The organism is Chryseomicrobium palamuruense (genome assembly GCF_042649045.1).
Classification (GTDB): Bacteria; Bacillota; Bacilli; order Bacillales_A; family Planococcaceae; genus Chryseomicrobium; species Chryseomicrobium palamuruense.
On sequence record NZ_JBHSEF010000023.1, the window covers coordinates 185,575 to 209,821 of the forward strand.

A 24,247-nucleotide genomic window follows, 5' to 3' on the forward strand; every position below is an offset into this window, starting at 1 on the left:
CGTCACGCCTCCTTCTTCACCAAGTTCACACCACTGGCTTGATAATGGAGTATTTTTTTAATCAATGTTCCAAGGTATGCCCCAGCTTCTACAGCAGGAATGCCTCCTTTATGAATATTGGAGACCACCATCCGGTCCGCTTCAATTGTTCCGAATCGTGGCTGATAACACACATAGGCACTCAGAGATTCAGCGGAAACAAGTCCAGGACGCTCTCCAATCAAGTAAATGACCACATCTGGCTGCAGCAATTCCCCAATCTCATCCATTAATGCAACCCGTCCCTTATCAATATAAAAAGGTGTACCGACATCAAGATTCAATTGCTTCAGCGCTTGTTGGAGACTGAGGTATACATCTTCAAGATTCTCTTCTACAGCTTTTGCACTTAATCCATTCGACGAGATAATCTGAACTGTGGGGTTTTTCTTACATTCCCGTTTGACTTTTTCCTTACTGTCATCCGAAAGTCGGCGTCCAAGGTCCGGACGCAGAATATACTCTTCTTTATCTTTCACACGTGTCGTTACTTGGAAGAACCCGAGCCGCTCAATCAGTTCATCTGGTACTTCTCCGTAAACGGCATCAACAGCCGCGGCATGGTCAAAACGAAATTGAAGCCATGTGTCTGTCTTCGGTCTAGATCCAGCTCGTCCTACCCCAATTCTTGCAGGCGTTGTCTTTTTCATGGCTCGGATATCATCACTTACGGCAGCATTTTTCTTTTCAACTTGGCGAGATTCTTCCGCTTTAACTGACGGAGAAAACGATTCTCTTACCTTGGATTGCTTTTGTACCGGCTTGGATGATGAGGAAGTTAGCGAATGTAATGTAACGGTTCCCTCTGGTTCTTTTTTACGTTTTTCGATTTCTACCCGTCCTTTAGGACTGGTTGATCTGAGGGCAACAGATGCACTCTGAGAAGCCGATTCTATTTCATTTAGTTCCGCCATCACCAGCTTGGTAATTTGTTCAACGAGTTGTTCATTCACTGCTTTCACCTCCTATCGGTTAAAGAGTTCAATCTTGCCAGCGTTTGGACCCAGTCTTCCGTTTTCGTAAATCCCCATGTTCTCTAACCACGTGAGATATTCTGGAGAGGGCAGTTTACTCATTGTCGATCGCAGTGTTGCGACATCATGGTAACTCATCGATTGATAGTTCAACATACAATCGTCACCCATTGGTGTAGCGATAATGAAGTTGACACCCGCTGCAGATAAAAGGACGCCAAGGTCTTCCATGTCATTTTGATCTGCTTTGATGTGATTCGTGTAACAAATATCAACACCCATTGGTATACCATGCATTTTTCCCATAAAATGATCTTCAAGCCCAGCCCGAATAACTTGTTTACTGTTATACAAGTATTCCGGTCCGATAAAACCGACGACCGTATTGACGATGAACGGATCGTATCGTCTAGCGAAACCATAGTTTCTTGACTCCAGTGTCACTTGATCTAATCCGTGATGGGCTTCCGCTGAGAGTTCTGAACCTTGTCCTGTTTCAAAGTACAATCCTTGTGGTCCGGTTCCTGTTCCGTGCTTCTTGGCTACCTGCTGGGCTTCTGCAATGAGTTCCGCCGAGATGCCAAATGAACGATTGGCTTTCTCTGTTCCTGCAATACTCTGGAAAATCATATCCGCCGGAGCCCCTTGTTGAATCGCTTTCATTTGTGTTGTTACGTGAGCGAGTACACAGTTCTGCGTAGGGATTTGCCATTCACGGATAAAATCATGTGTTGCATGCAACAGTCGTTTGACACTCTCTACCGAGTCATCTACGGGGTTGATTCCAATGACGGCATCCCCAATTCCGTAGGATAAGCCATCTTTTAACGAAGCAATCATTCCGTCAACATTGTCCGTCGGATGGTTTGGTTGTAAACGAGAGGCAAGAGTCCCCTGTTGTCCGATAGAAATATTGCATGTCGTGATAATTTCAATTTTGTTTGCTGCGTGTACCAAGTCGAGATTGGACATGATCTTGGTGACTGCCGCAATCATTTCCGAGGTAAGTCCCCGACTGATTCGCATCAGTTCCCTGTGACCTGTTGACAGATGCAGAATATACTCACGCAGTTCAGCAACGGACCAGCGTTTGATCTCTTCATACACACGTTCGTTGATGTCTTCTTCAATAATGCGAGAAACTTCATCTTCTTCCGGAGCAATTAACGGGTGATTTCGAATGTCTTCGAGCAACAGTTCGCTAAGAACCGTCTTCGCAGCAATTCGTTCCTGTACAGTTTCAGCAGCAACGCCTGCTAAACGGTCCCCTGATTTTTCTTCATTGGCTTTTGCCATTACCTCTTTTAAGTCCCGAAATGAATACGTTTCTCCGCCGAGTGTAGCGGATAGCTTCACAGCAATTCCTCCTTTTAGCTATGAAAAGTCAATGTTTTGATGACCACTGGTACAGTATCTGAAGCAAGTGATCGTCCGATATCCAGATAGTCACCGTGCTCTACTTTGATTTGGTCGATACAGATAATGCTCTGCTTTACCTGCATGGCATGCAATGTCTGTCCAAGCACTTTTGCGTGATCTGTTTCTAAAACAAGTACGACCGGAAGTGACGGGTCAGCTCTTCGGTTCATCACCTTCATCACTTGTTCCGCGAGTTGCTGAATGGCTTGGAACTTCATATATGGAAGTCCTGAAAGATATAACGCAAAGTTCTGACCTTCACGGTATGCATCATAAAGATCAAGTGCCTGACTTATTGCATTTTCCATCTGAGGAAGTCGTTCAACAAAGTTCTGTTCAAAATCGAATTCATATACTGGTAGGTTCTTCAGCGGAAGTTCGTCTGCCTGCACCTGGATTGTGGCTCCACTAATTTCTGTGGTATGCGCTCCTGCACCGAGCACGGTAGCACGTACGGTCTCCTTTGGTTCTAACCAGCGCCAATCCGACTTCGATTTTTCCTGCAAGATTTTATGAGCCAATTGTTGTCCGATATCATTGTACTGAGCGGGAGAAGCACCTTGCTCTTCGTACTGATACATGCACTCTGCCACTCCACCTGAAAACATGACGGTTTCAATGGGCCTGGACCAGTTTGGCAGATGACCAAGTACCAGCACTTCATCGATCGGTTCAGGACTTTGTGAGAGAATGCGGAAAAGCGCTGCAGTCAGTTCGTCAATGACTTTCGCAACAACGGGTTCATCCGATGGATCTCCAACATGGAGTGTCCACCCTTTTTTCTGAAGAAGCTTTTCAATAGGCGGCGAGATGGAACGAATCTTCCCGTTCTCAAATTCAATCAACCTTCCTCCCACATGCATTGTGCACGTACCAAGGAGCTTTTTCTGATGATAGACGGCAATGTTTGCCGTACCTCCTCCAATATCGACGTTCGCAATAGGGGCATAACTTTTCGCTGACTCATCAAATGCACCCGAACCTTTGGCAGCAATCATTCCTTCGAGATCGGGTCCTGCTGTAGCGACAAGAAAATCACCGGCATGCTCAGATAAATGGTTGACCATCTCTCGCGCATTTTTTTTCGTTGCCGTCTCACCCGTGATGATAACCGCGCCTGTTTCAATCTCTTCCGGCCTTACACCTGCTTTTTTATATTCTCCCCGAACGAGCTCTTCCACTTTGGCCACATCAATCGTGGATGCATCTAAAAGGGGTGTTCGATAAATAGGGCTTTGATATAAAATTTCTGTTTCCACAATTTCAATACGAGGGACATGGGTAGCACCTGCCACATTCATGAGTTCAAAACGACTGACAATCATTTTGGTTGTACTTGTCCCCACGTCAATGCCGGCACTGAGCATCGACTCTCTTTTGCGCGGCCTCTCCCACATGCTCTTCCCTCCCTCTAAAAAACGAAAAAAGACGCCATTACACACGATATGCGAATGGCATATCATGGGTAAGGCGCCTTTGCCTGATTATGGACTTGTTACGAATACACTCATCCTATCAAACTCCATTATTTTTGTAAAGATTCGACTAAATTAAAATTTCAGACGAGTGAGACTCTGCATAGTCTTTCATCGCTTGAGTGGTAGAGCATGCCACTAGCTCTTTGATATGCTCTAAACCTTTCCTTGTTACAGCAGATGTGACCACAATCGGTCCTTTCGGCAAGGCCATCCGTAAGATACGGATGGCCCGTTCCACATTCGCTTCTGGATGGTCCGATTTCGTAATCACTCCAATGGGAAGCTTGGTAAAACCTTGACTAAATCCAGGTGGAAACGTCAGCTTTGCACTAGTGGCATCAAACAAGAAAATTAAGTGTGTGACTTCTAATGCAGTCGCCATAATCGTCTTATAATAATACGGGTTTTCCATGTATTCCCCTGGCGTATCCACAATCCAGTCTCTGTAAGACAAGGTCTGTGTTTTTGTTGCAGACGATTCAGTTTCCAATAAAGCATTGGTCAGTGTCGTCTTTCCAGCGCCAATCGGCCCCATCATCATCACGCGGTTTCTCAAGTTGTGGCCTCCTTAGGATTTTGTGATTGGCGCTGTACTATATCCAAGGCGTTCTGATAAAAATCGGTTGATTGCTTCCATCGCCATCTCTACTTCAGATACACTGCCAACAATGACCAGACTTCCTGTAAAGCGGTCAAGAAACCCAATTTTCACACTGGCTGCTTTTGTTGCCAGGTCGCCTGCAATAATAACAGTCTCACTTGGCGTACAAGTCAAAATGCCAAGAGCACCTGCTTCTTCAATCCCTAGTTTAACAAACATATCCGGGTCAGGATTGGCGATTAAATGGGATAAGGTAATTTGTTTACCCGGCACAAACTCCTGGATAAAACGCTTTTTCTCTTCACTCACTGTCCTCTTCCTCTCCTTTCCGGACTCCTGTTACACACGTCTTGGTGTTGGAATCTCTTCGTGTTCCCCGTATTCTTTATCCACGTACTCACCTGGACGGATCAAACCACTTGCACGGTCTTCCTCTTCAAGGCGTAATGCAGTCGGAACCGAAAGCCAATACGCAAAGCCAATGGCGATAATCCCGGCAATCAACTTCCCTAAGATAACAGGTAAAATGATATTCGGTTGGAAGTTGGCTGTGAACGATAAATGATCTCCTAATAAGAACGCAGCACACACCGCAAAGGCAATGTTGATGACCTTGTCTTTTGGTCGCATGTAACGAACGAGTGTGAACATCGCTAAAATATTGGCAATCGTCGCAAGTAGTCCTGCACTTCCGACAGAAGTTAATCCAATCTTACGTCCGCCCGCTTCGAGTGGAGAAGAGAAGAATTTACGGATTAAGTAAACCATTGGGAAGGCCCCCGCAAGCATGATTCCGATATACCCTGCTGTTTCTAAGGCACGGAATTGATCTTCTTCATCCGCCATGATCGGGTCAAAGCCCCAAGCGCCAAAGACGTTTGTAAATAAACCTGTAAAAATTTCAACTATCGAGAACACCAGGACTAACTTGATTCCTGCATCAAGGAAGCGGCCAAAGCCCATGAATCCAGTAATCATCGCGTTCGGGAAGAACTTTAATCCTGCTGCGATGATCACAACAAAGATGAGCAGTGGCAAGAGATTAACTAAAATCTGCCCATAACTAATCGCAAATTCATAACTAGATTCCGCTGTGGTGCTCACGACTTCACGCACATTCGTGTCAAATAAAACAATAAGTACAGCAGAGATGAGTGCACCAATCGGAATCGTTAATACGCCCGCCATAACCCCAAGTGCCATATATTTATGGTCGCGCTTGTCGAGCATTGCCAATCCCATCGGAATGGAGAATACAATGGTAGCCCCCGCCATAAAACCTACAATTAAGGCCATTACCCATCCTTCGTAAGATGCTTTTAGTGCATCTGCTAATTGGTAGCCTCCCATATCTGAAGCAAGGATCGTTGTGGCGGCAATAGCTGGATCCGCTCCAATCATGTTGAAAAACGGTCCAACGAAACGGTCGATAAACCATGTTAGATATGGAATGGATGCCATGATTCCTGCAGCAGGTACAAAGATGTGACCAACTGCATGTAACCCATTCATGAATTCTTTTCCAAGACCCCGGTCTGGATCTTTAATAGAGGCAAATGCCCCTGCAACCGCACATGCCATGATGATATACACCACGATTGTTCCGATTAACGCCATTCTGTTTTCCTCCCCTATGTGTTTTTCTCCTCAGTTGACACGAATTCACGTGTCCTTTCCGCAACAAACAAAAAGACGCCTAAAGAAAATTTCTTTTCTTTAAGCGCCGTTGCTTAGTTATGGACGTGTTCAATAATTTCCTTGGCAAGAGATTCTAAGGTGATTTGACGTGACATGCTGGTAGATCGCATTTTTTTAAACGCTTCTGGTTCACTGAGATGTTCTCGGTCCATCAAAATCCCTTTCGCACGTTCGACAAGTTTTCGTTTTTCAACCATTTCATTGGCTTTCTGGACATCTCCTTTTAGGCGTTTGGTCTTGTCCGCTTGATGAAGGGCTACTTCGACAGCAGGAAGGAGGTTGGCTTCCGAAATGGGTTTCACTAAATAGCCAACGATATTGTCTTGGCGTGCTTTTTCGATAAATTCTTTCTGACTGTAGGCAGTGATAAGTAGGATCGGTAAATCAAGCTGACTGGCAATCACTTGACTCGCTTGCAGCCCATTGATCTTTGGCATTTTGATATCCATTAGAATTAAATCCGGACGATGTGCAAAAGCAAGTTCAATTGCCTTGTCTCCATTCCCGGCCTCTCCTACAACTTCATAGCCGTTGTCTTCAAGCATCAATCGTACATCCATACGGATCAGCGATTCATCTTCAGCGATAAGAATACGCTTTTTCATGCGGAGTCCTTCCCTTCTTCGGAAATTAGAACTCATGCAACTGGTTAACCAGTAAAGCAGTGGTTGCGTCTAAATGAAAAACGCCGTTGTTTTTCTTTAGTCGTCACTGAGTATCAGTTTTATTGTAAGGGGATACATTTCAAGAATCAAGTTATTTTTGAATAGTCTCATAATTTAGGTGATTCTTTATGACTAGTGAATCGAAAAATGGATGGGGAATATCTTATAAATTCGATTCTCTGTTGTAAAAAAATTCATGCTCCTGGACGTATCTACTTAATTCGGTGGTGCCTGATGACTGAAGTAGGCTGTTGCAAGAAAAATAGCAAATAAGATGAGTGATTCTGCACGCACCCAGGGAATAGGATTCACATTGCGCGCTTCCATCCATCGTTTCATAAAAAAACTATTGACGACGATATAGAAAATCAATGGAATCATAAGCAGATGCTTTATAAGAAGACCTTGCCCATAGGCGGTGCGAAGCCCTGCTACATAATTTGGAACCATCAAGTCCATCAGCAATAATCCGCTAATCCCCAATGTGACAAAACTCAAGAAAGCAACGGGAGAAAACCACTTTAACCATTCAGTCCAGTGTGACGTATCTTTTGAAAACCAAGCGATGACAAACACCACTCCGACCCAAACCGCAGCTGCAAGTAAATGAAGAAAATCCCCAAGAAACCCTCGCAAAAGTGCCACAGAGCTGGCATGACTTGCCCAGGCAATCGTACCGATCATCACCACCGTCAGGGCTAAATATCCGACGTGATATCTCCGTTCCTTCCGGTGACCAAATAGAGCATAGAGAACTAGCAGGAATACGCTGCTCAGAAGGGTAAAGCTCCAGGCGAGACCTGTACGATACGACAGCAGGACCATTTCTAGTGCAGATGTAAACGATAATCTAGGCATCAATGCAAAAGTGATCTGAAGTACAGGAATAAATGTTCCGACGAGAACCCCAATTACACTTCCAGCAATCACTAAAGGCGGAATCGTAAGAGAGGGTCTCTTCGATTCAGGGACGGCGAGTACTATGAAACTTCCTACAAGAACAGCGAGGCCAAGCGACAGTACCAGCTGTCCAATGATGACAAGCCATTCCATTAGACGTTCTTACGTTTCACGACCATCCACAGACTTCCCGCGACAAGGACGAGAACTAGACCTGCAATGATCCAAATAAATGAGGGTGATCCATTGGTTTCTGTAGCAGTCGCATCTACGACAGCTTCTTCTGTAGATTCTTCGGCCGCTTGTTCTACAGGAGCCTCTGTCTCTTCGACCTCTTCCTGTTCAGTGGGAGCCACTTCTTCAGGTACCGCTACTGTAAATGAAAAGGTGCCACTCAGTGGGTGTCCGTCTTCACTGATGCTATTCCAGTTCACAGTGTATGCACCATTTTCTAATGGGGATTCAAGCATGCCTGTCAGCACACCGTCAGCCACCACAAAGTTTTCTACAGGAATGACCTCTCCTTGTTCGTTGGTCACATCAAACGCACTACCTTCTTCAATTTGACCTGAATAGGTTAAAACAATTTCGCTGACAGACGCTGTCAGTTCTGTCCCATCTTCTGGATTTGTCTTACTTAAATCGGTATGCGCGAAGGTGACCGATGCCGTCATAAAAAAGATTAGTCCGATTATCATCAGTTGTCCTATTGTTTTCATGTAAATTCCTCCATTCTACTTCTCCCTTAAGTATAAAACGGGAAGAAGCGCGTAAGATGTTGCAGTTTTGACTAATTAGAGAACGATTAGAATCTATTTTGGGATCAATTCTTGTTTAGACAGATGAAACGAGGTGTGTCATCATTAGGAGGAGGTGTTCAAATGGCAAAACGAAGAAAGCATGTAAATGTGGAAGGAATATTACTTAGTGGAGGGATTCTTCTGTTAATCGGCTCTCTCTTTTTACCTATCCCCATTATTCTCTTTGCGCAAGATGGTTTATTTTATCGAGAAGATCAACTAGCTCTCATACGCCATGAAGAAGCCTTTCGTGGACTTGCAGCGGCGATGGCAGGACTTGGAGTCCTAAGCTTACTCGCCCTTATTCGATGGGTCTGGGCAGATAAAAAGCGTCAGCCTTTTCAATATAGCTGGCTATTTGTAAGTCTAGCACTACTCGCCCTTCCCATTATACTCTCTTCTATTTTCAGCTATACCTCTATTGAAGAAACAGGCGTGACTCAACACTCGTTTGGGAAGTTCCAATCTGAATCCCTGTCGTTTGATGAAATGACACAAATGACACGGCATTATGAACCCAACCCACTGCGCATCACATCGATCACCTTTACATCAGAAACTAATGAAGTGACGATTCCTTATGATGTACAACATGGACCTACTGTGCGTTCCATCCCCCGTATTCTTGAATTGTACCCTGTAGAAGTGATTGAAGATGGTTTGCCGGAATAGAAACCTTTTTACAATCAAATCGTCCGGAAAGAAAGATAGAGTTGGAGGTTGTTATGGAAGAATTCGTTATTTTATTGAAATACATACTTTTAGGTGCTTTACAAGGATTCACAGAGCCCATTCCGATTTCTTCAAGTGGGCATTTAATTATCGCCCAAGAGCTGTTTGGTCTTGAAATGCGGGCGGATGACTTTACATTTGAGATTCTTATGAATTTTGCATCTTTACTTGCAGTATTACTTATATACCGCAAAGATTTGATTCGTTTAGTCATGAACTCACTTTCTTATATTCAACACCGGACAGTAGAAGGAAAATCTGATTTTCAGTTTGTAATCTACCTCCTAATCGCCACGATTCCTGCGGGTATCATTGGACTGTTGTTTGAAGATGTCATCGCTGAATTCTTTAAATCATCAAAGACCGTCGCAGTCGCTTTGATCGTGACGGGAATTGCCTTATTCTTCATTCGTAATCTAAAAGGACGAAAGAATGATGGCGACTTAACATGGAAAGACGCCGTGATTGTGGGGTTTGCTCAGGCGATCGCTCTCATTCCCGGCATCAGTCGTTCAGGGGCGACAATCGTCGCTGCCATGGGGCTTGGCATGAAACAGGAGACCGCTTTACGCTTTTCCTTCTTGTTATTCATCCCAATCAGCTTAGGTCTCATCCTTGTCAAAATCCCTGATCTTGCATTAGGCGATTTATGGCTACCATACCTTTTGGCTTTCTTATTCTCCTTTGGATTTTCATACTTCGCTTTAAAGTGGTTTATGAACATCATGGCACGAGGGAATTTGATCTATTTCACAATCTATTGCTTAGTGGTCGGATTTGGATTCTTGATTTTTGGCTAATGAAAAAGAGCGAAGGCAGCCTTCGCTCTTTCTTTTACTTTGTCTCCCGATGAAGTGTCACTTTTTTTAATCGCGGACAATACTTTTTCAATTCAATTCGTTCGGGATTGTTACGTTTGTTTTTCGTCGTAATGTAATTGCGGTCGCCTGTCTCTGTACAAACGAGTGTGATGTTTACACGCATATATGCTCCTCCTATTGCAAAATAGTTTGTGCTCCTGGTAATGGATCTCGAAAACTGAACCACTCCAGTTTCATTTCTTCTTCAGTTAACAAACAAGCCGTAAGATGGGTACGAATTTCCGCTTCATCCATTTTGATTCCAATGAGCACAAGCTCTGTTCTCTCCTCCGTTGTCTCTTCCCACTCTCCAATCTTTTCAATGGTCATAGCTGGGCCTGCTTGAGAGAGTAAGATTGCATCTTGTGGGCGTGTTGCCACCCATAAGAACCCCTTCGCTCTTACCACTTCCACAGGCCAGTCCATAAGCCAGTCCATTAATCGTTCAGGATGAAAAGGACGAGGCGAACGGAATACGAAAGAGGAAATTCCATACTCTTCCGTTTCAGGAATATGCTCCTCGTTTAATTCTTTGATCCAGCCTGCCCCTTGACTTGCTTCCTCGAAATCAAATAGGTGCGTGTCTAATACATGTGACAGTGGAATTTGTGAATGAGAGGTCTTGTAGATTTTAGCGCCAGGATTCAGTTTAGCAATCACGCTATTGAGCTCTCCTACTTGTTCGGAAGTTAGCATTTCTACTTTATTAATTAAAATGACGTTTGCAAACTCAATTTGATCAATCAGTAAGTCGGCTACTTCTCGCTCATCTTCTTCTCCCACAGCTTCTTTTCTATCGAGCAAGGTTTCTCCAGAAGTAAAGTCATGCCAAAACCTGTTCGCATCCACCACAGTGACCATTGTATCTAATCGGCTGACTGCACTTAAATCAATGCCAAGCTCCTCATCGATGTATGTAAATGTCTGCGCAACCGGAATCGGTTCGCTAATGCCAGAAGACTCAATCACTAAATAATCAATATCTCCCGCTTCCACGAGTTTCTTGACTTCAATCATTAAATCTTCACGTAGTGTGCAGCAGATACACCCATTTTGCATCTCTACTAATTTTTCCTCTGTGTGTCGAAATCCACCTTGTTTCACTAACTCTGCATCTATATTCACTTCACTCATATCGTTTACGATAACCGCTACTTTTAGGCCTTCACGGTTCGCTAGTATATGATTCAGTAGCGTTGTTTTTCCTGCTCCTAGATATCCACTTAGAACAGTTACCGGAATTTTTCGCATGTAGTTCTCCTTTTTTAAATCGTATTCATTACGTTTTATAGAATACGTGATTTCATCTACTAATGCAAGAGAAAATAAAAAAAGAGCTCATATGAGCCCTTGCGGTAAGGTTGGAATCATTCGCTTCTTGAGTTCGTGAAGGTAGGTAGGAGGCAGTGCGCCCATATCTCCTACTTTTAATTGTATTTCTCGCTTTTCACGTTTTCCATCCCGTTGTACATATCCAACGCACGGAATGTGTTCTTTTTCATGACTAATTAGTTGCAAGAAGTCACGTAACCGTGTGGCAAATATGCCTTCAAGCTCTTCTTCTTGAATCGAAAAATCTTCAAGTGTTCCAGGGTGGCGATAGAGAAACACATGTGCGAACTCTGCATCGTTGATATCCGGCGTATGGATTTGATAATTAATGACTCCTAGCGGTTCTAATTCCCGAAAAGAGACGCTTATGCCTAGCTCTTCTCGCAGTTCTCTGACACCGTCTTCTACGGTTTCCTGAGCTTCTAAATGTCCTGCTGCCGTGATATCAAAATCTCCTGGATAATCTTTTTTCTTGAGGCTACGCTGCTGCAAATAAATCCACCAGTCCTCATTGCGCTGTTCCAGAACCCAACAATGAAAGACTTCATGCCAGTCCCCTTCGCGGTGGACGTCTTCCCGTTCTTTTTCTCCTATGTACGCATAGTCCTCTGTAAATATCCGAAGATATTCTACCATTCTACAAAACCCCTTTTCATCATGTAAAAACCTCTCCTGAACAGAACGTTTCAGGAGAGGAATAGGTTTACTTAATGCAAATCTTTTTTACCCGGAATGGCATCAATCTGCAACGAGGCATACGTATTACAGAACTTAAACACCGTTTCTACAACCACTTTCGCACTGTATTCCATAAACGGCTGCATATGCTCTTTATTATTCGGATGATAGAACGTCGTCAAGAAATCGAGTAACAGATCGTTGACGATTTTCGTCGTCATGTAGGCAAGCTCTCCATGACGTGCTTTCTCCTCTACTGTCTCACCTTTTAAAACAAAAGCACGTTGGCGTTCTGCAATCTTTTGAATTTCCGCAGGATCACTAATCATCGTACGTAAATTGGATAAATAGACTTTAAAACTATCTGGTGAATAAAACGTTTCTTTATCAATACTTTGAAAAAGGAAATTATTCATGCCATTGGTATGGCCTATATAAAAAGCGGCATTGTTTAACAGCATCTCTAAATAGGCTTCATCGGATTCTGCCTTCTCCCGCTTTTCAATCAATATTTTTTGAATCCCTGCATACAGTGTATCCTTATCCCACTTCGGCTGCTTCGTTACCGCATTAATGACCCCTGCGGTTTGTTTTGTTAATTGTTCCATTGACATGCTGTAACACTCCTAATTTTAATTTACTATTCTGTCAATTGTAAGTAGAGTTAGTGTATCATACCCTGCCAAAGGATTCGTCCTTTTTTTAAAAAATCGCCCAGTACACGAGGTGGAAGAACACTGGGGCCGTGTACGTCAGACTGTCTATTTTATTGATTGTCTTACTTTCTAAAAGTTCTCCCTTAAACGTTTCCCTTAAAAAGAAATTTCGTTTCAATGCTGACATCACTGCCGTACCGAAAAATCCTGTCATTGCAATCAACACGCCCGCAAAAATACTAAAAGGCAAGGTCATGGGCGTAATATAGGGGGCAATGATGACGGATAAAATGGTAGTCCCAAAGATCCCTGCCACTACACCTTCCCAAGTTAAATCCGGATTCGCAACGGGCAGAACTTTATGTTTTCCAAACTTTTTTGACACCATATAGTGAATCACATCATTCGCTTGCGTTAAGGGAATCAAAAACAAGACCATTAATGCACCGTATTCTGTCGCAATTCCAACATCATGTCGCGTAATCTCTGGCATTTTTGCAAACAGAGCGAGATGACTGATACCGAATACGATGAGCATCAACCCCCACTGCGTCATACTGACAGACTTGAGAAAGCCTGCGTTGCTTTTTTGAAATAACCGAGCAAGCGGCAGGAAAAGAAAGACATAAATTGGAATAAAGACAATAAACATGCCGTACCAACCGATATAGATCCAGTAGAAGTTAATTGGAATCGCCAAGTACGCCCAAATGAATAAACGGCGGTCCTGTTTTCGTGTCTCCAACATTGAAAAGTATTCACGCAGAGCTAAAAAGCATAGCACCATTAAGGAGATAAGAGAGATATTCGGACTGACTAAGAAAGACAATCCAAAAATGAGGGCCATACCCCACCAAAGCTTCGTTCGGATGAGAAGTTGCTCGTATTTATTACTCCCCTTATGTTTCCTTCTATGAAAATATGTTATAACTGAAACCAAGAGACTAACTACTATTAAAATCATAAAAACGATATAAATTGTATAAAAGGCTTGGTTCATAAAAAAATCCACTGTCACATTGTCACCCCTATATTCAGTCAAAAGGAGGTTTCCCAGTTGAATGAACGTTTTGTCTATATATTATTAACAGATACGGGCACGGTCTTTACAAAGACGATAAAGACCTATACCAAGGCTCCTTATAACCATTCGTCCCTTGCTCTCGATTCCGATCTGATTCAATTATATAGCTTTGGACGTAAAAAACCTAACAACCCTTTTAAGGCTGGATTTGTTCAAGAAGACGTCGTAAATGGGACCTATAAAAAATATCCTCAGACGACATGTGCTCTCTACGAAGTTCCAGTGTCAGAGCGGCAATATCAAAAAATTTGCCGTATGCTGGAATTATTTAAGAAAAACAATCAAAAGACGATTTATAATTTGATGGGGGTTTTTGGAGTTGCTGTTAAAGCACCTTTTGAGCCACAAGGATCTTATTTTTGTTCACAGTTCGTCGCAGAAATTTTGCATAAAGCTGGCGTAAATCTTTGGACGAAACTCCCCGCACTCATTGAACCGAATGACTTTAGAGAAGCCCAAGTAACAAAATTAGTGTATGAAGGACTTTTAAATGAATATCCTCCTGTATGGCTAAGGTCAGAACGCACCTAGAATTTTCATTTTATGGATAATCTTATTCCAGTCTATAGCTATGCATTCTTCGAAATGGTATACTATTCTAACTAATCAAATTTTATGGATGTGAGTATATGGCGACAGTGCTTCTGGAAGATCAGCTGAAAGACATTTGGTCTCACGTGCACTCCGATTCAAAGCAAGCCATGAGAAATGCATCAGCTCTGATTAAACAGTTAGATCCCCTAACCGACAAGTTGCTGATTGCTAAAACTCAAGTTACGCTTGCTTATTGTTATGGTCACGAAGGTGATAATGCAGAAGCTCTTGACCTGGTAAACAGGTCCACACAAATAATTAAAGATGCACAAGACATAGAATGGCATGTCAATGCAAACCGAGTCACTGGATTCGTATATGCTAGTTTAGGAGACCTTAAACAAGCGAGTGATGCATTTGAAGAAGGTTTAGTACTTATGAAAGAACACAAAATGCCTATCGATCCCTATTATTTAAATAATCTGGGGTTTATCTATTATGAGTTGGGTGAGTACGAACAAGCCTATCATCAGATTCTCGGTGCCATGGAAGTAGCACGCGAACAACAACATGACATCGTGCCCTTGTTGTTATCAAACCTAGCAGACTTGCAGCTTCTTTTTGGAAACATTGAAGAAGCTGAAGGATTCAACAATGAAGCATTCCATCTGTTGAAGAAGCAACCTCATCAGAAAGCCTCTCTTGCACAATGTTATAGCATTTATGGATTAATCGCCCGCGAGCGAAAAGAATGGTCGAAGTCTCTGGAATACTTGCAGAAGACGTTAGAACTGAACCAAGAAATGAATAGTAAATACTCTCAGGCAGCTACTCTACTGGACATCGGGATGCTTTATTCTGTTCAGAATGACTACGAGGCAGCGTTAGATTATTTGATCCAAGCTTTAGAGCTTTCCGATTCGATTCAAGCCACTCTTCTGCAGCGAGACATCTTAGAGAAAATGGCAGAAACATTTAAACAAACGGGGGACTTTGAAGAGGCATACTATCACTTAAAGCGTTTTAATGAGGTCAACGAACAAATCCGTACAAAAGAGGTTCAGGATCAAATCTCCAGGCTGATGACGGAAATGAAAGTAGAACAAATGCAAAAAGATGCAGAAATTGAAAACTTAAAGTTAAAACGTCTTTCTGAACAAGCCAAAGTTCGTGCGGAAGTCCTTGAAGAATCGTATCAAGATTTGATCACAATCAGTGAAATTGGCCGCCGAATCATTGCTAATCAAGAAAATGCAGAAGTCCTTTATACCGTTCACAAAGACTTGAATAAATTAATGGAAGCTCATATCTTCGGGCTGTGCATCTACAATAAGTCAAAGCAGGAAGTAGAATACCGCGCTTTCGTCGAACAAGGTCATCTTGTTACACTTTCCAATAAGTCCATACATGACCCGAAAAGTCTATCCGTTCATTGCATTCGTGAAAATAAAGAAGTGCACATCGTAAAAGGTGTGGCGATGCAAGATTACACACCACGCGAAACAGGAATTGAGAGTAGAAATCCACAATCCCTCCACTTCTTCCCGCTTGTGATGAACGAGGATGTCATTGGAGCTATTACGATACAAAGTTATCAAAGCAACGCATTTAGCGAGCGTCAAATTGAGATGCTCCGAATTCTGGCATTGTATGTTTCCATCGCAATGAGCAATGTCATTAAATCAGAACAGCTTCGTGAACAGACGAAAAAGTTAGAAGAGATGACGAAAAAAGATTCATTAACAAATCTTTATAATCTTCGCCATATGAAGTCTCTATTGAAAGACGCGATGGAGACATTCCATAAAACACATACGCCTTTTTCAATTATTGTGATTGACTTGGATCATTTTAAAGAAATCAATGATTCCTACGGCCACAGTTGTGGCGATCATGTGCTTCAAGAAGTGAGTCGTCATTTTTTAGAGTTTGCTCGACAAGAAGATGTGGTCGCTCGTTGGGGAGGGGAAGAATTTTTAATACTCTTACCGAATACGCCTCTTGAAGAAGCACGAGTGATCGGGGAAGCACTTCGCGAATTAGTAGAGGATCTTTCCATCTTGTATCAACATATGACGGTAGAAGTAACAGCCACTCTTGGCGTTGCCACGTATTCCTCAAGAGACTGGCATGTAGATGAATTGATTGAACGTGCGGATAAAGCACTTTATATCGGAAAAGAAGCAGGGCGAAATCAAGTGGTTGTTTACGGGAGTGAATAAACAAAACGAGTGTCCCTTATTTATAGGAACACTCGTTTTTCATTGACGGTGTAGAGAGATATACTCGTTAGTGGTATTCTCATGTCCAGTAGATACCTTCCATGCTTTGAACTTCTCTAAGTCTTTTGAGATCCGTTTATAGGCAAAACCAAGAACCGCAATGTCATCTATAAATCCAATTCCCAATAGAAAATCTGGAATCAAGTCGATGGGTGAAACAAAATAGAGGAGCGCAGCAACGATACTCAGGATCGTACCTTTTGAAACATGCCGGTACTCTCTCTTGTACCAGGCTTTTACGAATTCTACGAGAAGTAAGGCTTGTTCTTTGGCATCACCTAGAGAGTTTTTATTACTCGCTGCCTTTAAAGCGACCGCTTTCAAAAGATTCTCACGTCTTTTCGGATGATTCATGACACCTTTTGCATGGCTCTCATACGGCTTATGTGCATCTTTAAACGATTTATTGCGTTTCATAGGGTCCCGCCTTTCCGTTTGTCGTTCATCTTTATACGTTTCATACCCCATTCTGGTTTCATTAGACAAACCTAAGCAAAAAGGCATCTTCGAAACCAATCGAAGACACCTTGCTCTCATACTTAATATACCCATATAAGTATATTGTGAGGGCTTCTAGAAACTATCAATGACAAGAAAAAGCGTATCTACTCAAAACATGAGCAGATACGCTTTTTAATCTTCTTTATTAAACCAGAGCTCGTCTTGGTCATCAACGTCTCCGTTATAGTTAATTAAAATTTCTTCGCCTTCCGCGATATCCGTATATGCATAGAAATCAAATGTCTGATTATCGAAATCAATTTCATACGTAGCATTCGGTGTATACGAATGATTGAATAACATTCCGTACCCTAACAAAATCGCAGAACGACCTATTCCGTATTCAAACGCATAGTCTGCAAGGTGTGTTTTTTCAATATGTTGATGTTCTTCGTTCGGGTACGCCAGAACAGGTGCACGGTGGAGGAGTTCTCCTTTTTTTATTGCTTGAGTTGCAAAAACACCACGGTTCATTTCTCCTTCCCCAAGTGGGGACCATTTAATTTCAATCATGCCATACCTTCTTATTCTTTAGAGTTGTTGGCTTAACTGTACCACGAATCTAGGAAATGCTACAGGGATATTTCACAAAAATAGGTCTACTGTAAGGCTCTAAGGGGTATAGGAGAACATAACCACAAAGGAGATAGAGATTATGGGTAGTCAAAAATTAGTTTGAGACAAATCAATGGAATCTTTGGCGCTTAATAGCGATGTCGTATCGATGGAAACGATCAAAGGGCAGAAGTATGTGCAGGCCCTTCATCAGCGAATCTGCGACGGAGCCGTTGGGTACAAGTTTGCCTCTACGGAACGCGAGGCTGTCGAAGAGTTAGTTGATTTACTGGAGCTGATTCACACCGTCTTACCTCTTCACAATATGACATTTGAAGAGCTCGACATGGTGCGCCAACGGAAGAAGACGGAACAAGGTTCGTTTTCGAAGGGTATTGTGTTATCGAACCAAGCGGCTGAATAGCCATCTCCCCTAGCTTTTCTATAAAAGGCTAGGGGATTTTTTTCCTTGAGGATGTCACAGAATCCTCATACGTCTACGAGTTCTTGAGCTCTCGCAACGGATTGTGCCGATCAAATTCCGTATAATAGAGACAAGAGGTGAAGCACATGAAAACGCTCCAAGCGTGGGCAATGCAGTATAGATTATTTCTGGGCATTCTTTTTCTCATTAATGTCCTCTTGGGAATCACTGTCATTGGTCAAAGCTATGCCATCGTTCAAATCGTCGATTCTGTTTTTATGGAATCTACCACGTTTCAACAAATCGTCCCGTACCTCATGGGACTTGCTGCATTTTTACTGATTCGCACATTCCTTAATTACACGAATGCCCGTATAGGCTTGTCGTTATCTCATCATGTCCGACACTCCTTACGAAACGCCTTAACTACTAAATGGACAAAGATACCTGTTGAACAAACCGGGGAATCGTTAACTGGTAGCCGAATCACCACTCTAATCGAACAAATTGACCAGATTGATCCATACTTCCGTGAGTATATTCCGCAAGTTATCAAGACGACGATTCTTCCACTTTTAATTTTGATAGCTGTTTTTTACGTCAACCCGAATAGTGGATGGATTATGCTAATAACCGCCCCATTTATTCCGATTTCCTATATCTTAATTGGCGTGAAGACCCAACAAAAGTCGGAAAGGCAACTGGCGGAACTCTCTCGTTTCTCAGGGAAGTTCTTAGATATCCTCCAAGGACTACCCACGTTAAAGCTATTAGGTAGAGGAAAAGAGCAATCTGACATCCTCCAACAAAACAATCAGGGATTTCAAAATACGACCTTATCTATTCTAAAGATTGCCTTTGCTTCGTCTTTCTTTATTGAGTTGATTATCACACTAGGCATAGGTTTACTAGCACTGGAAATTGGTTTTCAAATGCTCGTTTATGAAACACTCGCGTTTGCGTCGGCCTTCTTCATCCTTGCCATTGCACCCGAATATTATAATTCATTAAAAGAACTCGGATCCGCCTTTCACACCGGACGAGGCAGTTTAGCTGCAGCTGAGCAGATTTCAAAAGAACTCGATAAAGAAGAACGTCCGGTCTCTTGGGGAAGTCAATTCATAGAAGGACCCATTCGTTTAGATGCAAACAGCCTATCTTTTCAGTATGATGATGGATTTGAACTGTATGTGAATCATTTCACGTTGGCTAAACAGAAGCGGGCTGTTATCATTGGACCTTCCGGACAAGGGAAAACCACCCTTTTGAACGTCCTCGCCGGTATTTATGAAAAACAACAAGGCGAATTACGTTTGAATGGAGAACTACGTGAAAACATTGACGAGAACAGCTGGTGGAAAACGACCTCTTATATTTCTCAGCAACCCTACCTTTTTTCAGGAACACTTCGTGAAAATGTGTCGATGGGTGAACACTATACAGATGATGAAGTAACCAAGGCGCTTCAGACTTCCGGACTTCAGGAATGGATTACCTCCTTACCTCAAGGTTTAGATACAAACATAGGTGAAGGTGGGCGTGGTTTATCTGGTGGAGAAAAACAACGTGTCGCTCTGGCTCGTGCTTTTTTAAAAAAGCCTACCATGGTTTTTTTTGATGAACCCACTGTCGGCTTAGACGTGCGGACGGAACAGATTTTAGCTAATTCCATCGATGCTCTTGCAGAAACGGCAACCGTCCTTACCGTGGCACACCGACTTCCGACCATTCGTAAAGCGGAATGGCTGTACGTTATAGAGGGTGGAAAGGTGACGGCTATGGGCACACCAGAAGATTTGTTGATTACAAGCCCTTACTATCAATCCCTTATGAAAAGAGGCGCTTCAGATGCAAACACTCATTGATTTACTTTGGCACGAAAAGCGTGATGCCCTCTACTCCGTCGGACTCGGTGCATTAAGCGGTTTAACAGCTGTTGCCTTATTCGCAATGAGTGGGTATATGATTTCGAAAGCTGCACTGGCTCCTCCGTTCTATACCATTTTGATTTTAACATCCTTCTTAAAACTGTTTGGAGCTGTGAAATCAAGCTCTCGCTATTTTGAACGTGTCATTTCTCACCGTGTGACATTTCAAGCACTTAGTCGCATCCGGTTGCACTTTTTTGAACAGTTGCAGCCACATGTTCCGCAATTGTTCTCAAAATATCGGTCGGGCGACTTGCTCGCACGGTTTGTGGGAGATGTGGAAGCACTTCAAAACTTCTTTTTACGTGTGGTTTACCCTCCACTCGTGACAGCAGTTGTCTTTCTGGCCACTATTTTCTTTTCATTGTTCTTTTCCGTCTGGATAGCTCTCGCCTTACTTATCGGTATACTACTTGTATCCGTTGTGATTCCCGTGATTCTTTCAAAACGACTGACAAAATACGATGTATTAGAAAAGCGTGCAGCACTCTCTACAGAGACAGCTGAGTATTTTGCGGGATATCGGGACTTGCGACTGCACCAACAGGCAAAAAATAAACAACAATCTTTAGAACGCCTGCAACACATGTACGAACAAGAACAACATAGAAACAGTCGTGTCCAAGTATGGAGTCAGACACTCAATGCTGGAGTTGCCTCGTTTAGTGCTTTTGCTGTATTGGCGGCAGGTGCCTATTTAGTTTCTACGGGGGAACTAAATGGCTTATACTTAGCCATGCTAACCCTTGTGGCACTCACATCATTTGAAAGTGCGATTCCTCTAGCAAATACGCCTACTTATTTTCATGAATCTAACCAGGCTATGGAACGATTAGAATTTCTTGATAAAGAGCCGTTACCGATAAAAGATCACTCGTTACTGGTTGCAGAATCATATACTTTGATGGTGAATCAACTGATCTATTCCTACCCAGAAGCGCTTCGCCCAGTTTTAAACAACATCTCACTGACCTTTCCGGCAGGCTCCTCGACTGTCATTGTAGGTGCCAGTGGTTCAGGCAAATCGACGCTTCTTCAATTATTAGCTGGGATGATCATGCCAACCAGTGGGGAAATCCTTTATAACGGTCAAGATATTTCTAACGTCCAAGAAGAAAGCTTGTGGCAGCAAACCGGAATACAGCTACAATCAAGCCACTTCTTTTACGGAACTGTTCGCGAAAACCTTGCACTTGCTCATGCATCGGCAACGGATGAAGAGCTACAGCAGGCTCTGGAGAAAGCTCAACTTCCGCTAGATTTGGATGCGTCTGTGTTTGAAAGAGGAGAGAACTTATCTGGAGGTGAAAAGCAGCGACTCTCACTTGCCCGACTGTTTCTTCAACGGGCCAAGGTATGGCTACTTGATGAACCCTTTACTAGTATGGACTCCTTCACAGAAGAACGATTGTCAAGTGAACTTAAACAACATTTGAATGGCGGCACAGTCATTATGATTAGTCATAAGCTAAATGGTCTTGAAGAAGTCGATCAAATCGTTGTAATGGACCACGGAGAAATCAAAGAGGTAGGATCTTTTGAAGAATTAGTGGCCCGTCAAGGATTGTTCTATGAGATGTTAGAAATTGAAAATCAAATCGTATAATGATAAACGCTCCTCTGCACCGAAATGCTGAGGAGCGTTTTTATGAGTGATTCCACTCATCTTGTAGGAGATCGGGTGGCAGTGGTCGGCTAAAGTAGTACCCTTGGAATACATGACAGCCCAGTTGCTTCAGTTCGGCTACTTGAGCAGGTGTCTCGACTCCCTCCGCAACCACAGTTATATCTAAGTGATGTCCTAGAGATATAATAGTGGCAACAATCGCTCTTCCCTCTTTCGTAAAGAGGTTGTTGACGAATGCTTTATCAATTTTAATGTGGTCAATCGAGAAGTTCTGCAAATATTTGAGAGAACTGTATCCTGTGCCGAAATCATCCATCGCAATTTTGACACCTAGTGTTTTTAGTTCTTGAAGAATACCGGTAGCGATGTCTTCCTGCATCGCAATGGTCTCGGTAATCTCGAGCATTAAATACTCTGGTGGAAGCCCAGTACTCGTAAGAATAGCTTTGATTTTTTCAACTAAATCCGATTGATAAAATTGTCGTAACGATAAGTTGACGGAAACGGGTAATGGGTTCATGCCGGCATTCTGCCAAGTTACATTCTGTCGGCAGGCTTCTTCTAACACCCATTCTCCAATTGGAACAATCATGCCTGTTTCTTCCGCAACAGGAATAAAGGCAGCCGGAGTCACCATGCCCAGTTCTTTGTTATTCCATCGGATGAGGGCCTCTATACCATGAAGTTCCTTTGTATCCGCACGATACTGTGGCTGATAGTGTAAGACAAATTCTTTATTCTCTAAAGCCTCATGTAGAAGAGCTTCCATTCGCAAATCCGAATGGGCAAGCCCTTCAATATCTGAAGAGTATACTTGGAAATTATTGCGCCCGTACTTCTTCGCATGATACATGGCATGATCGGCTGCCCGTACGATTTCTTTTTCATCGACTCCATGTCGTGGGTATACCCCAATACCAATACTTGCTGTAAGAACAGTTGTGAATCCATCTATTTCAAACGATTTACCCACCGCACAAACCACTTCCATGGCAAGTACTTTCACTTCAAGTTCAGAAAAATGAGGGGTTAATACAGCAAATTCATCCCCGCCAAAGCGGTAAACACTCCCTTTGTCACCAACCACTTTTTGCAATCGCTCTGCAAAACTAGTAAGTAGCTGGTCACCTGCTTCATGCCCCAGATTGTCATTGATAAATTTAAAGCGGTCAAGATCTACAATCCATACAGCCAGTTCTTGTCCTTGTTGAATGGATTTTCTCAAATCCTCATTAAAAAGACGCCGATTTCCAAGGCCCGTTAAATTATCATGATAGGCCATGTACCTCATCACTTCATCATGTCGCTTTTGTAGCGTGATATCCTTCCCAATACAATGAATATGGGTCAGCTCATTATTGACGAAAGCGGGGATGAGGGTAACGTGCAAATAGATGATTTCATTATCTTTATTTCGAGCAATCGTTTCATATTGATATGGTTGCCCTTTCAAAACTTGCTGAAAGTGGTTCCAAGTCTGCTCACGTACCTCTTCATCAATAAACGGTAAAAAAGATTGACCAGCCAGTTCTTCCGGTTGCACACCTAAGAGTTCTTCTGTTGTTTTATTAAACGTAATAAAACGACCTTCTAAGTCATATGTAATAACTGGATCAATGTTATAGTAGAAGAACGCACGGTTGCTTTCTACACTTTCTTTGATTTGCTGTTCCATCGAAAGTCGGTCAGTAATATCTTGCGCAGTCCCTATCACACCCGTGACTTTCCCATCAATAATAATCGGAACTGCTGTAATTTCTACGGAAATGGCTATCCCTTTCTTATCCTTCATCGTAATAAAGAAGTTTTCTACATGTCCATCCAACACCTTTAAGAAATGATTATAGGTACGTTCAAGATCTGCTGGAACAGTTACTTCTTGATAACTCATTCCAATGATTTCTTCGCGCGAATAGCCGAGAATCTTGAGGCCTGCATCATTAAAATTTGTAAAATGACCTTCTTTATCAATCATATAGACAATATTTGGATTGTATTTAAAGAGAGATTCAAACTCCGATAATGTGACACGTAACTTTTCCTTCGTCTGATAATGATCCGTGGCATCTACAATAGTTAGGACAAAAAAAAGGCTTTCCATCGGTGGTAAAGAAATCTTTTAAACTCACTTTTAATGCGCGCCCTTGCAAATGGTTGAATAGCGGAGATTGTTTATGTGTATACAGCCGATCTTTATATGTCTCCTCTATTTCCTCCATCGTGCTTTCTAGTTGTGCACCAAAGAATTCAGACCATGTAAACGTACATAACTCATCTGCTGACATGTTCAATAACTCTTCAGCTTTCGTATTCGCATAAATGAACTGCAAAGGTTGTCCAAATTCATTGGAGTTTAATAAACAGAGCGGCTCGGGCATCCGTTCCAGTAAGAGATGCAAATCTTTCTCACTGAAAAATTGATAAAGATTTGTTAAACAGGTATTTATTTTCATAGGCCTCCACCACCAGACAGTAAATTT

At 42.6% G+C, this 24,247-nt stretch carries 25 protein-coding genes; 7 read left to right on the forward strand and 18 right to left on the reverse strand.

The genetic code is table 11. The annotated features are described in order from the left end of the window. Positions 1-2 precede the first annotated feature (2 nt). The 9 genes from eutC to ACFO0S_RS10670 all read right to left on the reverse strand — a co-directional run bounded on the left by eutC (position 3) and on the right by ACFO0S_RS10670 (position 8,493). Positions 3-992: an ethanolamine ammonia-lyase subunit EutC gene (gene eutC, locus ACFO0S_RS10630; RefSeq protein WP_378142005.1), complete on the reverse strand. Its 990-nt coding sequence runs from the start codon at positions 990-992 to the stop codon at positions 3-5. A gap of 12 nt (positions 993-1,004) precedes the next feature. Further along, positions 1,005-2,369, reverse strand: coding sequence for an ethanolamine ammonia-lyase subunit EutB (locus ACFO0S_RS10635; protein WP_378142006.1), 1,365 nt, complete (start codon positions 2,367-2,369; stop codon positions 1,005-1,007). Positions 2,370-2,383: 14 nt separating this feature from the next. Further along, positions 2,384-3,829: an ethanolamine ammonia-lyase reactivating factor EutA gene (locus ACFO0S_RS10640; RefSeq protein WP_378142008.1), complete on the reverse strand. Its 1,446-nt coding sequence runs from the start codon at positions 3,827-3,829 to the stop codon at positions 2,384-2,386. A 148-nt stretch (positions 3,830-3,977) separates the two neighbouring features. Continuing rightward, positions 3,978-4,466, reverse strand: coding sequence for a EutP/PduV family microcompartment system protein (locus tag ACFO0S_RS10645; RefSeq protein WP_378142009.1), 489 nt, complete (start codon positions 4,464-4,466; stop codon positions 3,978-3,980). A gap of 12 nt (positions 4,467-4,478) precedes the next feature. Next, positions 4,479-4,820 carry an ethanolamine utilization microcompartment protein EutS gene (eutS, locus tag ACFO0S_RS10650; RefSeq protein ID WP_378142010.1) on the reverse strand — a complete coding sequence of 114 codons (342 nt, stop codon included), beginning with the start codon at positions 4,818-4,820 and terminating at the stop codon, positions 4,479-4,481. Between the two features lie 30 nt (positions 4,821-4,850). Beyond that, on the reverse strand, positions 4,851-6,128 hold the full coding sequence (eutH, locus tag ACFO0S_RS10655; RefSeq protein WP_378142011.1) for an ethanolamine utilization protein EutH: 1,278 nt from the start codon (positions 6,126-6,128) through the stop codon (positions 4,851-4,853). A gap of 113 nt (positions 6,129-6,241) precedes the next feature. Continuing rightward, on the reverse strand, positions 6,242-6,814 hold the full coding sequence (locus tag ACFO0S_RS10660; protein ID WP_378142012.1) for an ANTAR domain-containing response regulator: 573 nt from the start codon (positions 6,812-6,814) through the stop codon (positions 6,242-6,244). A 276-nt stretch (positions 6,815-7,090) separates the two neighbouring features. Then, positions 7,091-7,927 carry a copper resistance D family protein gene (locus ACFO0S_RS10665; RefSeq protein ID WP_378142014.1) on the reverse strand — a complete coding sequence of 279 codons (837 nt, stop codon included), beginning with the start codon at positions 7,925-7,927 and terminating at the stop codon, positions 7,091-7,093. Then, complete coding sequence (locus tag ACFO0S_RS10670; protein WP_378142015.1) at positions 7,927-8,493, reverse strand: copper resistance CopC family protein; 567 nt, start codon at positions 8,491-8,493, stop codon at positions 7,927-7,929. Before ACFO0S_RS10670 ends, ACFO0S_RS10665 begins: the two co-directional genes overlap by 1 nt. 162 nt (positions 8,494-8,655) lie before the next feature. On the opposite strand from ACFO0S_RS10670, the gene ACFO0S_RS10675 reads away from it, so the two are divergent. After that, positions 8,656-9,246 carry a hypothetical protein gene (locus ACFO0S_RS10675; protein WP_378142017.1) on the forward strand — a complete coding sequence of 197 codons (591 nt, stop codon included), beginning with the start codon at positions 8,656-8,658 and terminating at the stop codon, positions 9,244-9,246. Positions 9,247-9,299: 53 nt separating this feature from the next. Beyond that, positions 9,300-10,106 (forward strand): undecaprenyl-diphosphate phosphatase, encoded by an 807-nt coding sequence (locus tag ACFO0S_RS10680; RefSeq protein ID WP_378142018.1) that lies wholly within the window; start codon positions 9,300-9,302, stop codon positions 10,104-10,106. A gap of 34 nt (positions 10,107-10,140) precedes the next feature. Here the strand turns inward: ACFO0S_RS10680 and rpmG are convergent, their stop codons facing one another. The 5 genes from rpmG to ACFO0S_RS10705 all read right to left on the reverse strand — a co-directional run bounded on the left by rpmG (position 10,141) and on the right by ACFO0S_RS10705 (position 13,832). Then, on the reverse strand, positions 10,141-10,290 hold the full coding sequence (rpmG, locus tag ACFO0S_RS10685) for a 50S ribosomal protein L33 (RefSeq protein ID WP_378142019.1): 150 nt from the start codon (positions 10,288-10,290) through the stop codon (positions 10,141-10,143). Positions 10,291-10,301: 11 nt separating this feature from the next. After that, a complete protein-coding gene (locus tag ACFO0S_RS10690; protein WP_378142020.1) occupies positions 10,302-11,417 on the reverse strand; it encodes a GTP-binding protein in 1,116 nt (371 codons plus the stop codon). Between the two features lie 87 nt (positions 11,418-11,504). Continuing rightward, positions 11,505-12,134, reverse strand: a complete 630-nt coding sequence (locus tag ACFO0S_RS10695; RefSeq protein ID WP_378142022.1) for an NUDIX hydrolase — start codon at positions 12,132-12,134, stop codon at positions 11,505-11,507. A gap of 71 nt (positions 12,135-12,205) precedes the next feature. Beyond that, positions 12,206-12,790 carry a hypothetical protein gene (locus ACFO0S_RS10700; RefSeq protein ID WP_378142023.1) on the reverse strand — a complete coding sequence of 195 codons (585 nt, stop codon included), beginning with the start codon at positions 12,788-12,790 and terminating at the stop codon, positions 12,206-12,208. Positions 12,791-12,878: 88 nt separating this feature from the next. After that, positions 12,879-13,832 (reverse strand): phosphatidate cytidylyltransferase, encoded by a 954-nt coding sequence (locus tag ACFO0S_RS10705; RefSeq protein ID WP_378142215.1) that lies wholly within the window; start codon positions 13,830-13,832, stop codon positions 12,879-12,881. 57 nt (positions 13,833-13,889) lie between these two features. Between ACFO0S_RS10705 and ACFO0S_RS10710 the strand changes: the two genes are divergently transcribed. Continuing rightward, a complete protein-coding gene (locus ACFO0S_RS10710; RefSeq protein ID WP_378142024.1) occupies positions 13,890-14,447 on the forward strand; it encodes a C40 family peptidase in 558 nt (185 codons plus the stop codon). A gap of 98 nt (positions 14,448-14,545) precedes the next feature. After that, positions 14,546-16,672, forward strand: a complete 2,127-nt coding sequence (locus tag ACFO0S_RS10715; RefSeq protein ID WP_378142025.1) for a tetratricopeptide repeat-containing diguanylate cyclase — start codon at positions 14,546-14,548, stop codon at positions 16,670-16,672. A gap of 39 nt (positions 16,673-16,711) precedes the next feature. Here the strand turns inward: ACFO0S_RS10715 and ACFO0S_RS10720 are convergent, their stop codons facing one another. Then, entirely contained in the window at positions 16,712-17,149 is a 438-nt protein-coding gene (locus ACFO0S_RS10720; RefSeq protein WP_378142026.1) for a YkvA family protein, read from the reverse strand. Between the two features lie 216 nt (positions 17,150-17,365). Beyond that, positions 17,366-17,746: an SET domain-containing protein gene (locus ACFO0S_RS10725; protein ID WP_378142027.1), complete on the reverse strand. Its 381-nt coding sequence runs from the start codon at positions 17,744-17,746 to the stop codon at positions 17,366-17,368. Between the two features lie 175 nt (positions 17,747-17,921). Here ACFO0S_RS10725 and ACFO0S_RS10730 point away from each other — a divergent pair, with 175 nt between their 5' ends. The 3 genes from ACFO0S_RS10730 to cydC all read left to right on the forward strand — a co-directional run bounded on the left by ACFO0S_RS10730 (position 17,922) and on the right by cydC (position 21,746). After that, positions 17,922-18,212: a nucleoside triphosphate pyrophosphohydrolase family protein gene (locus tag ACFO0S_RS10730; RefSeq protein WP_378142028.1), complete on the forward strand. Its 291-nt coding sequence runs from the start codon at positions 17,922-17,924 to the stop codon at positions 18,210-18,212. 146 nt (positions 18,213-18,358) lie between these two features. Further along, a complete protein-coding gene (gene cydD / locus ACFO0S_RS10735) occupies positions 18,359-20,077 on the forward strand; it encodes a thiol reductant ABC exporter subunit CydD (RefSeq protein WP_378142029.1) in 1,719 nt (572 codons plus the stop codon). Further along, a complete protein-coding gene (cydC, locus tag ACFO0S_RS10740) occupies positions 20,061-21,746 on the forward strand; it encodes a thiol reductant ABC exporter subunit CydC (RefSeq protein WP_378142030.1) in 1,686 nt (561 codons plus the stop codon). Before cydD ends, cydC begins: the two co-directional genes overlap by 17 nt. A gap of 40 nt (positions 21,747-21,786) precedes the next feature. On the opposite strand, the gene ACFO0S_RS10745 is transcribed toward cydC, so the two are convergent. After that, positions 21,787-23,868: a sensor domain-containing protein gene (locus ACFO0S_RS10745; RefSeq protein WP_378142031.1), complete on the reverse strand. Its 2,082-nt coding sequence runs from the start codon at positions 23,866-23,868 to the stop codon at positions 21,787-21,789. Next, the gene (locus tag ACFO0S_RS10750; RefSeq protein WP_378142032.1) at positions 23,777-24,220 is read right to left on the reverse strand and encodes a hypothetical protein; all 444 of its coding nucleotides are present in this window, start codon (positions 24,218-24,220) and stop codon (positions 23,777-23,779) included. Before ACFO0S_RS10750 ends, ACFO0S_RS10745 begins: the two co-directional genes overlap by 92 nt. Positions 24,221-24,247: the final 27 nt, after the last annotated feature.

Excerpts from the sequence above, each read along its gene's own strand:
- ACFO0S_RS10640 (WP_378142008.1), bottom strand. The coding sequence starts at position 3,829 with ATGTGGGAGAGGCCGCGCAAAAGAGAGTCGATGCTCAGTGCCGGCATT.
- eutH (WP_378142011.1), bottom strand. The coding sequence starts at position 6,128 with ATGGCGTTAATCGGAACAATCGTGGTGTATATCATCATGGCATGTGCG.
- ACFO0S_RS10660 (WP_378142012.1), bottom strand. The coding sequence starts at position 6,814 with ATGAAAAAGCGTATTCTTATCGCTGAAGATGAATCGCTGATCCGTATG.
- ACFO0S_RS10665 (WP_378142014.1), bottom strand. The coding sequence starts at position 7,927 with ATGGAATGGCTTGTCATCATTGGACAGCTGGTACTGTCGCTTGGCCTC.
- ACFO0S_RS10670 (WP_378142015.1), bottom strand. The coding sequence starts at position 8,493 with ATGAAAACAATAGGACAACTGATGATAATCGGACTAATCTTTTTTATG.
- ACFO0S_RS10675 (WP_378142017.1), top strand. The coding sequence starts at position 8,656 with ATGGCAAAACGAAGAAAGCATGTAAATGTGGAAGGAATATTACTTAGT.
- ACFO0S_RS10680 (WP_378142018.1), top strand. The coding sequence starts at position 9,300 with ATGGAAGAATTCGTTATTTTATTGAAATACATACTTTTAGGTGCTTTA.
- rpmG (WP_378142019.1), bottom strand. The coding sequence starts at position 10,290 with ATGCGTGTAAACATCACACTCGTTTGTACAGAGACAGGCGACCGCAAT.
- ACFO0S_RS10690 (WP_378142020.1), bottom strand. The coding sequence starts at position 11,417 with ATGCGAAAAATTCCGGTAACTGTTCTAAGTGGATATCTAGGAGCAGGA.
- ACFO0S_RS10695 (WP_378142022.1), bottom strand. The coding sequence starts at position 12,134 with ATGGTAGAATATCTTCGGATATTTACAGAGGACTATGCGTACATAGGA.
- ACFO0S_RS10700 (WP_378142023.1), bottom strand. The coding sequence starts at position 12,790 with ATGTCAATGGAACAATTAACAAAACAAACCGCAGGGGTCATTAATGCG.
- ACFO0S_RS10705 (WP_378142215.1), bottom strand. The coding sequence starts at position 13,832 with ATGAACCAAGCCTTTTATACAATTTATATCGTTTTTATGATTTTAATA.
- ACFO0S_RS10715 (WP_378142025.1), top strand. The coding sequence starts at position 14,546 with ATGGCGACAGTGCTTCTGGAAGATCAGCTGAAAGACATTTGGTCTCAC.
- ACFO0S_RS10720 (WP_378142026.1), bottom strand. The coding sequence starts at position 17,149 with ATGAAACGCAATAAATCGTTTAAAGATGCACATAAGCCGTATGAGAGC.
- ACFO0S_RS10725 (WP_378142027.1), bottom strand. The coding sequence starts at position 17,746 with ATGATTGAAATTAAATGGTCCCCACTTGGGGAAGGAGAAATGAACCGT.
- ACFO0S_RS10730 (WP_378142028.1), top strand. The coding sequence starts at position 17,922 with ATGGAATCTTTGGCGCTTAATAGCGATGTCGTATCGATGGAAACGATC.
- cydD (WP_378142029.1), top strand. The coding sequence starts at position 18,359 with ATGAAAACGCTCCAAGCGTGGGCAATGCAGTATAGATTATTTCTGGGC.
- cydC (WP_378142030.1), top strand. The coding sequence starts at position 20,061 with ATGCAAACACTCATTGATTTACTTTGGCACGAAAAGCGTGATGCCCTC.
- ACFO0S_RS10745 (WP_378142031.1), bottom strand. The coding sequence starts at position 23,868 with ATGGAAAGCCTTTTTTTTGTCCTAACTATTGTAGATGCCACGGATCAT.
- ACFO0S_RS10750 (WP_378142032.1), bottom strand. The coding sequence starts at position 24,220 with ATGAAAATAAATACCTGTTTAACAAATCTTTATCAATTTTTCAGTGAG.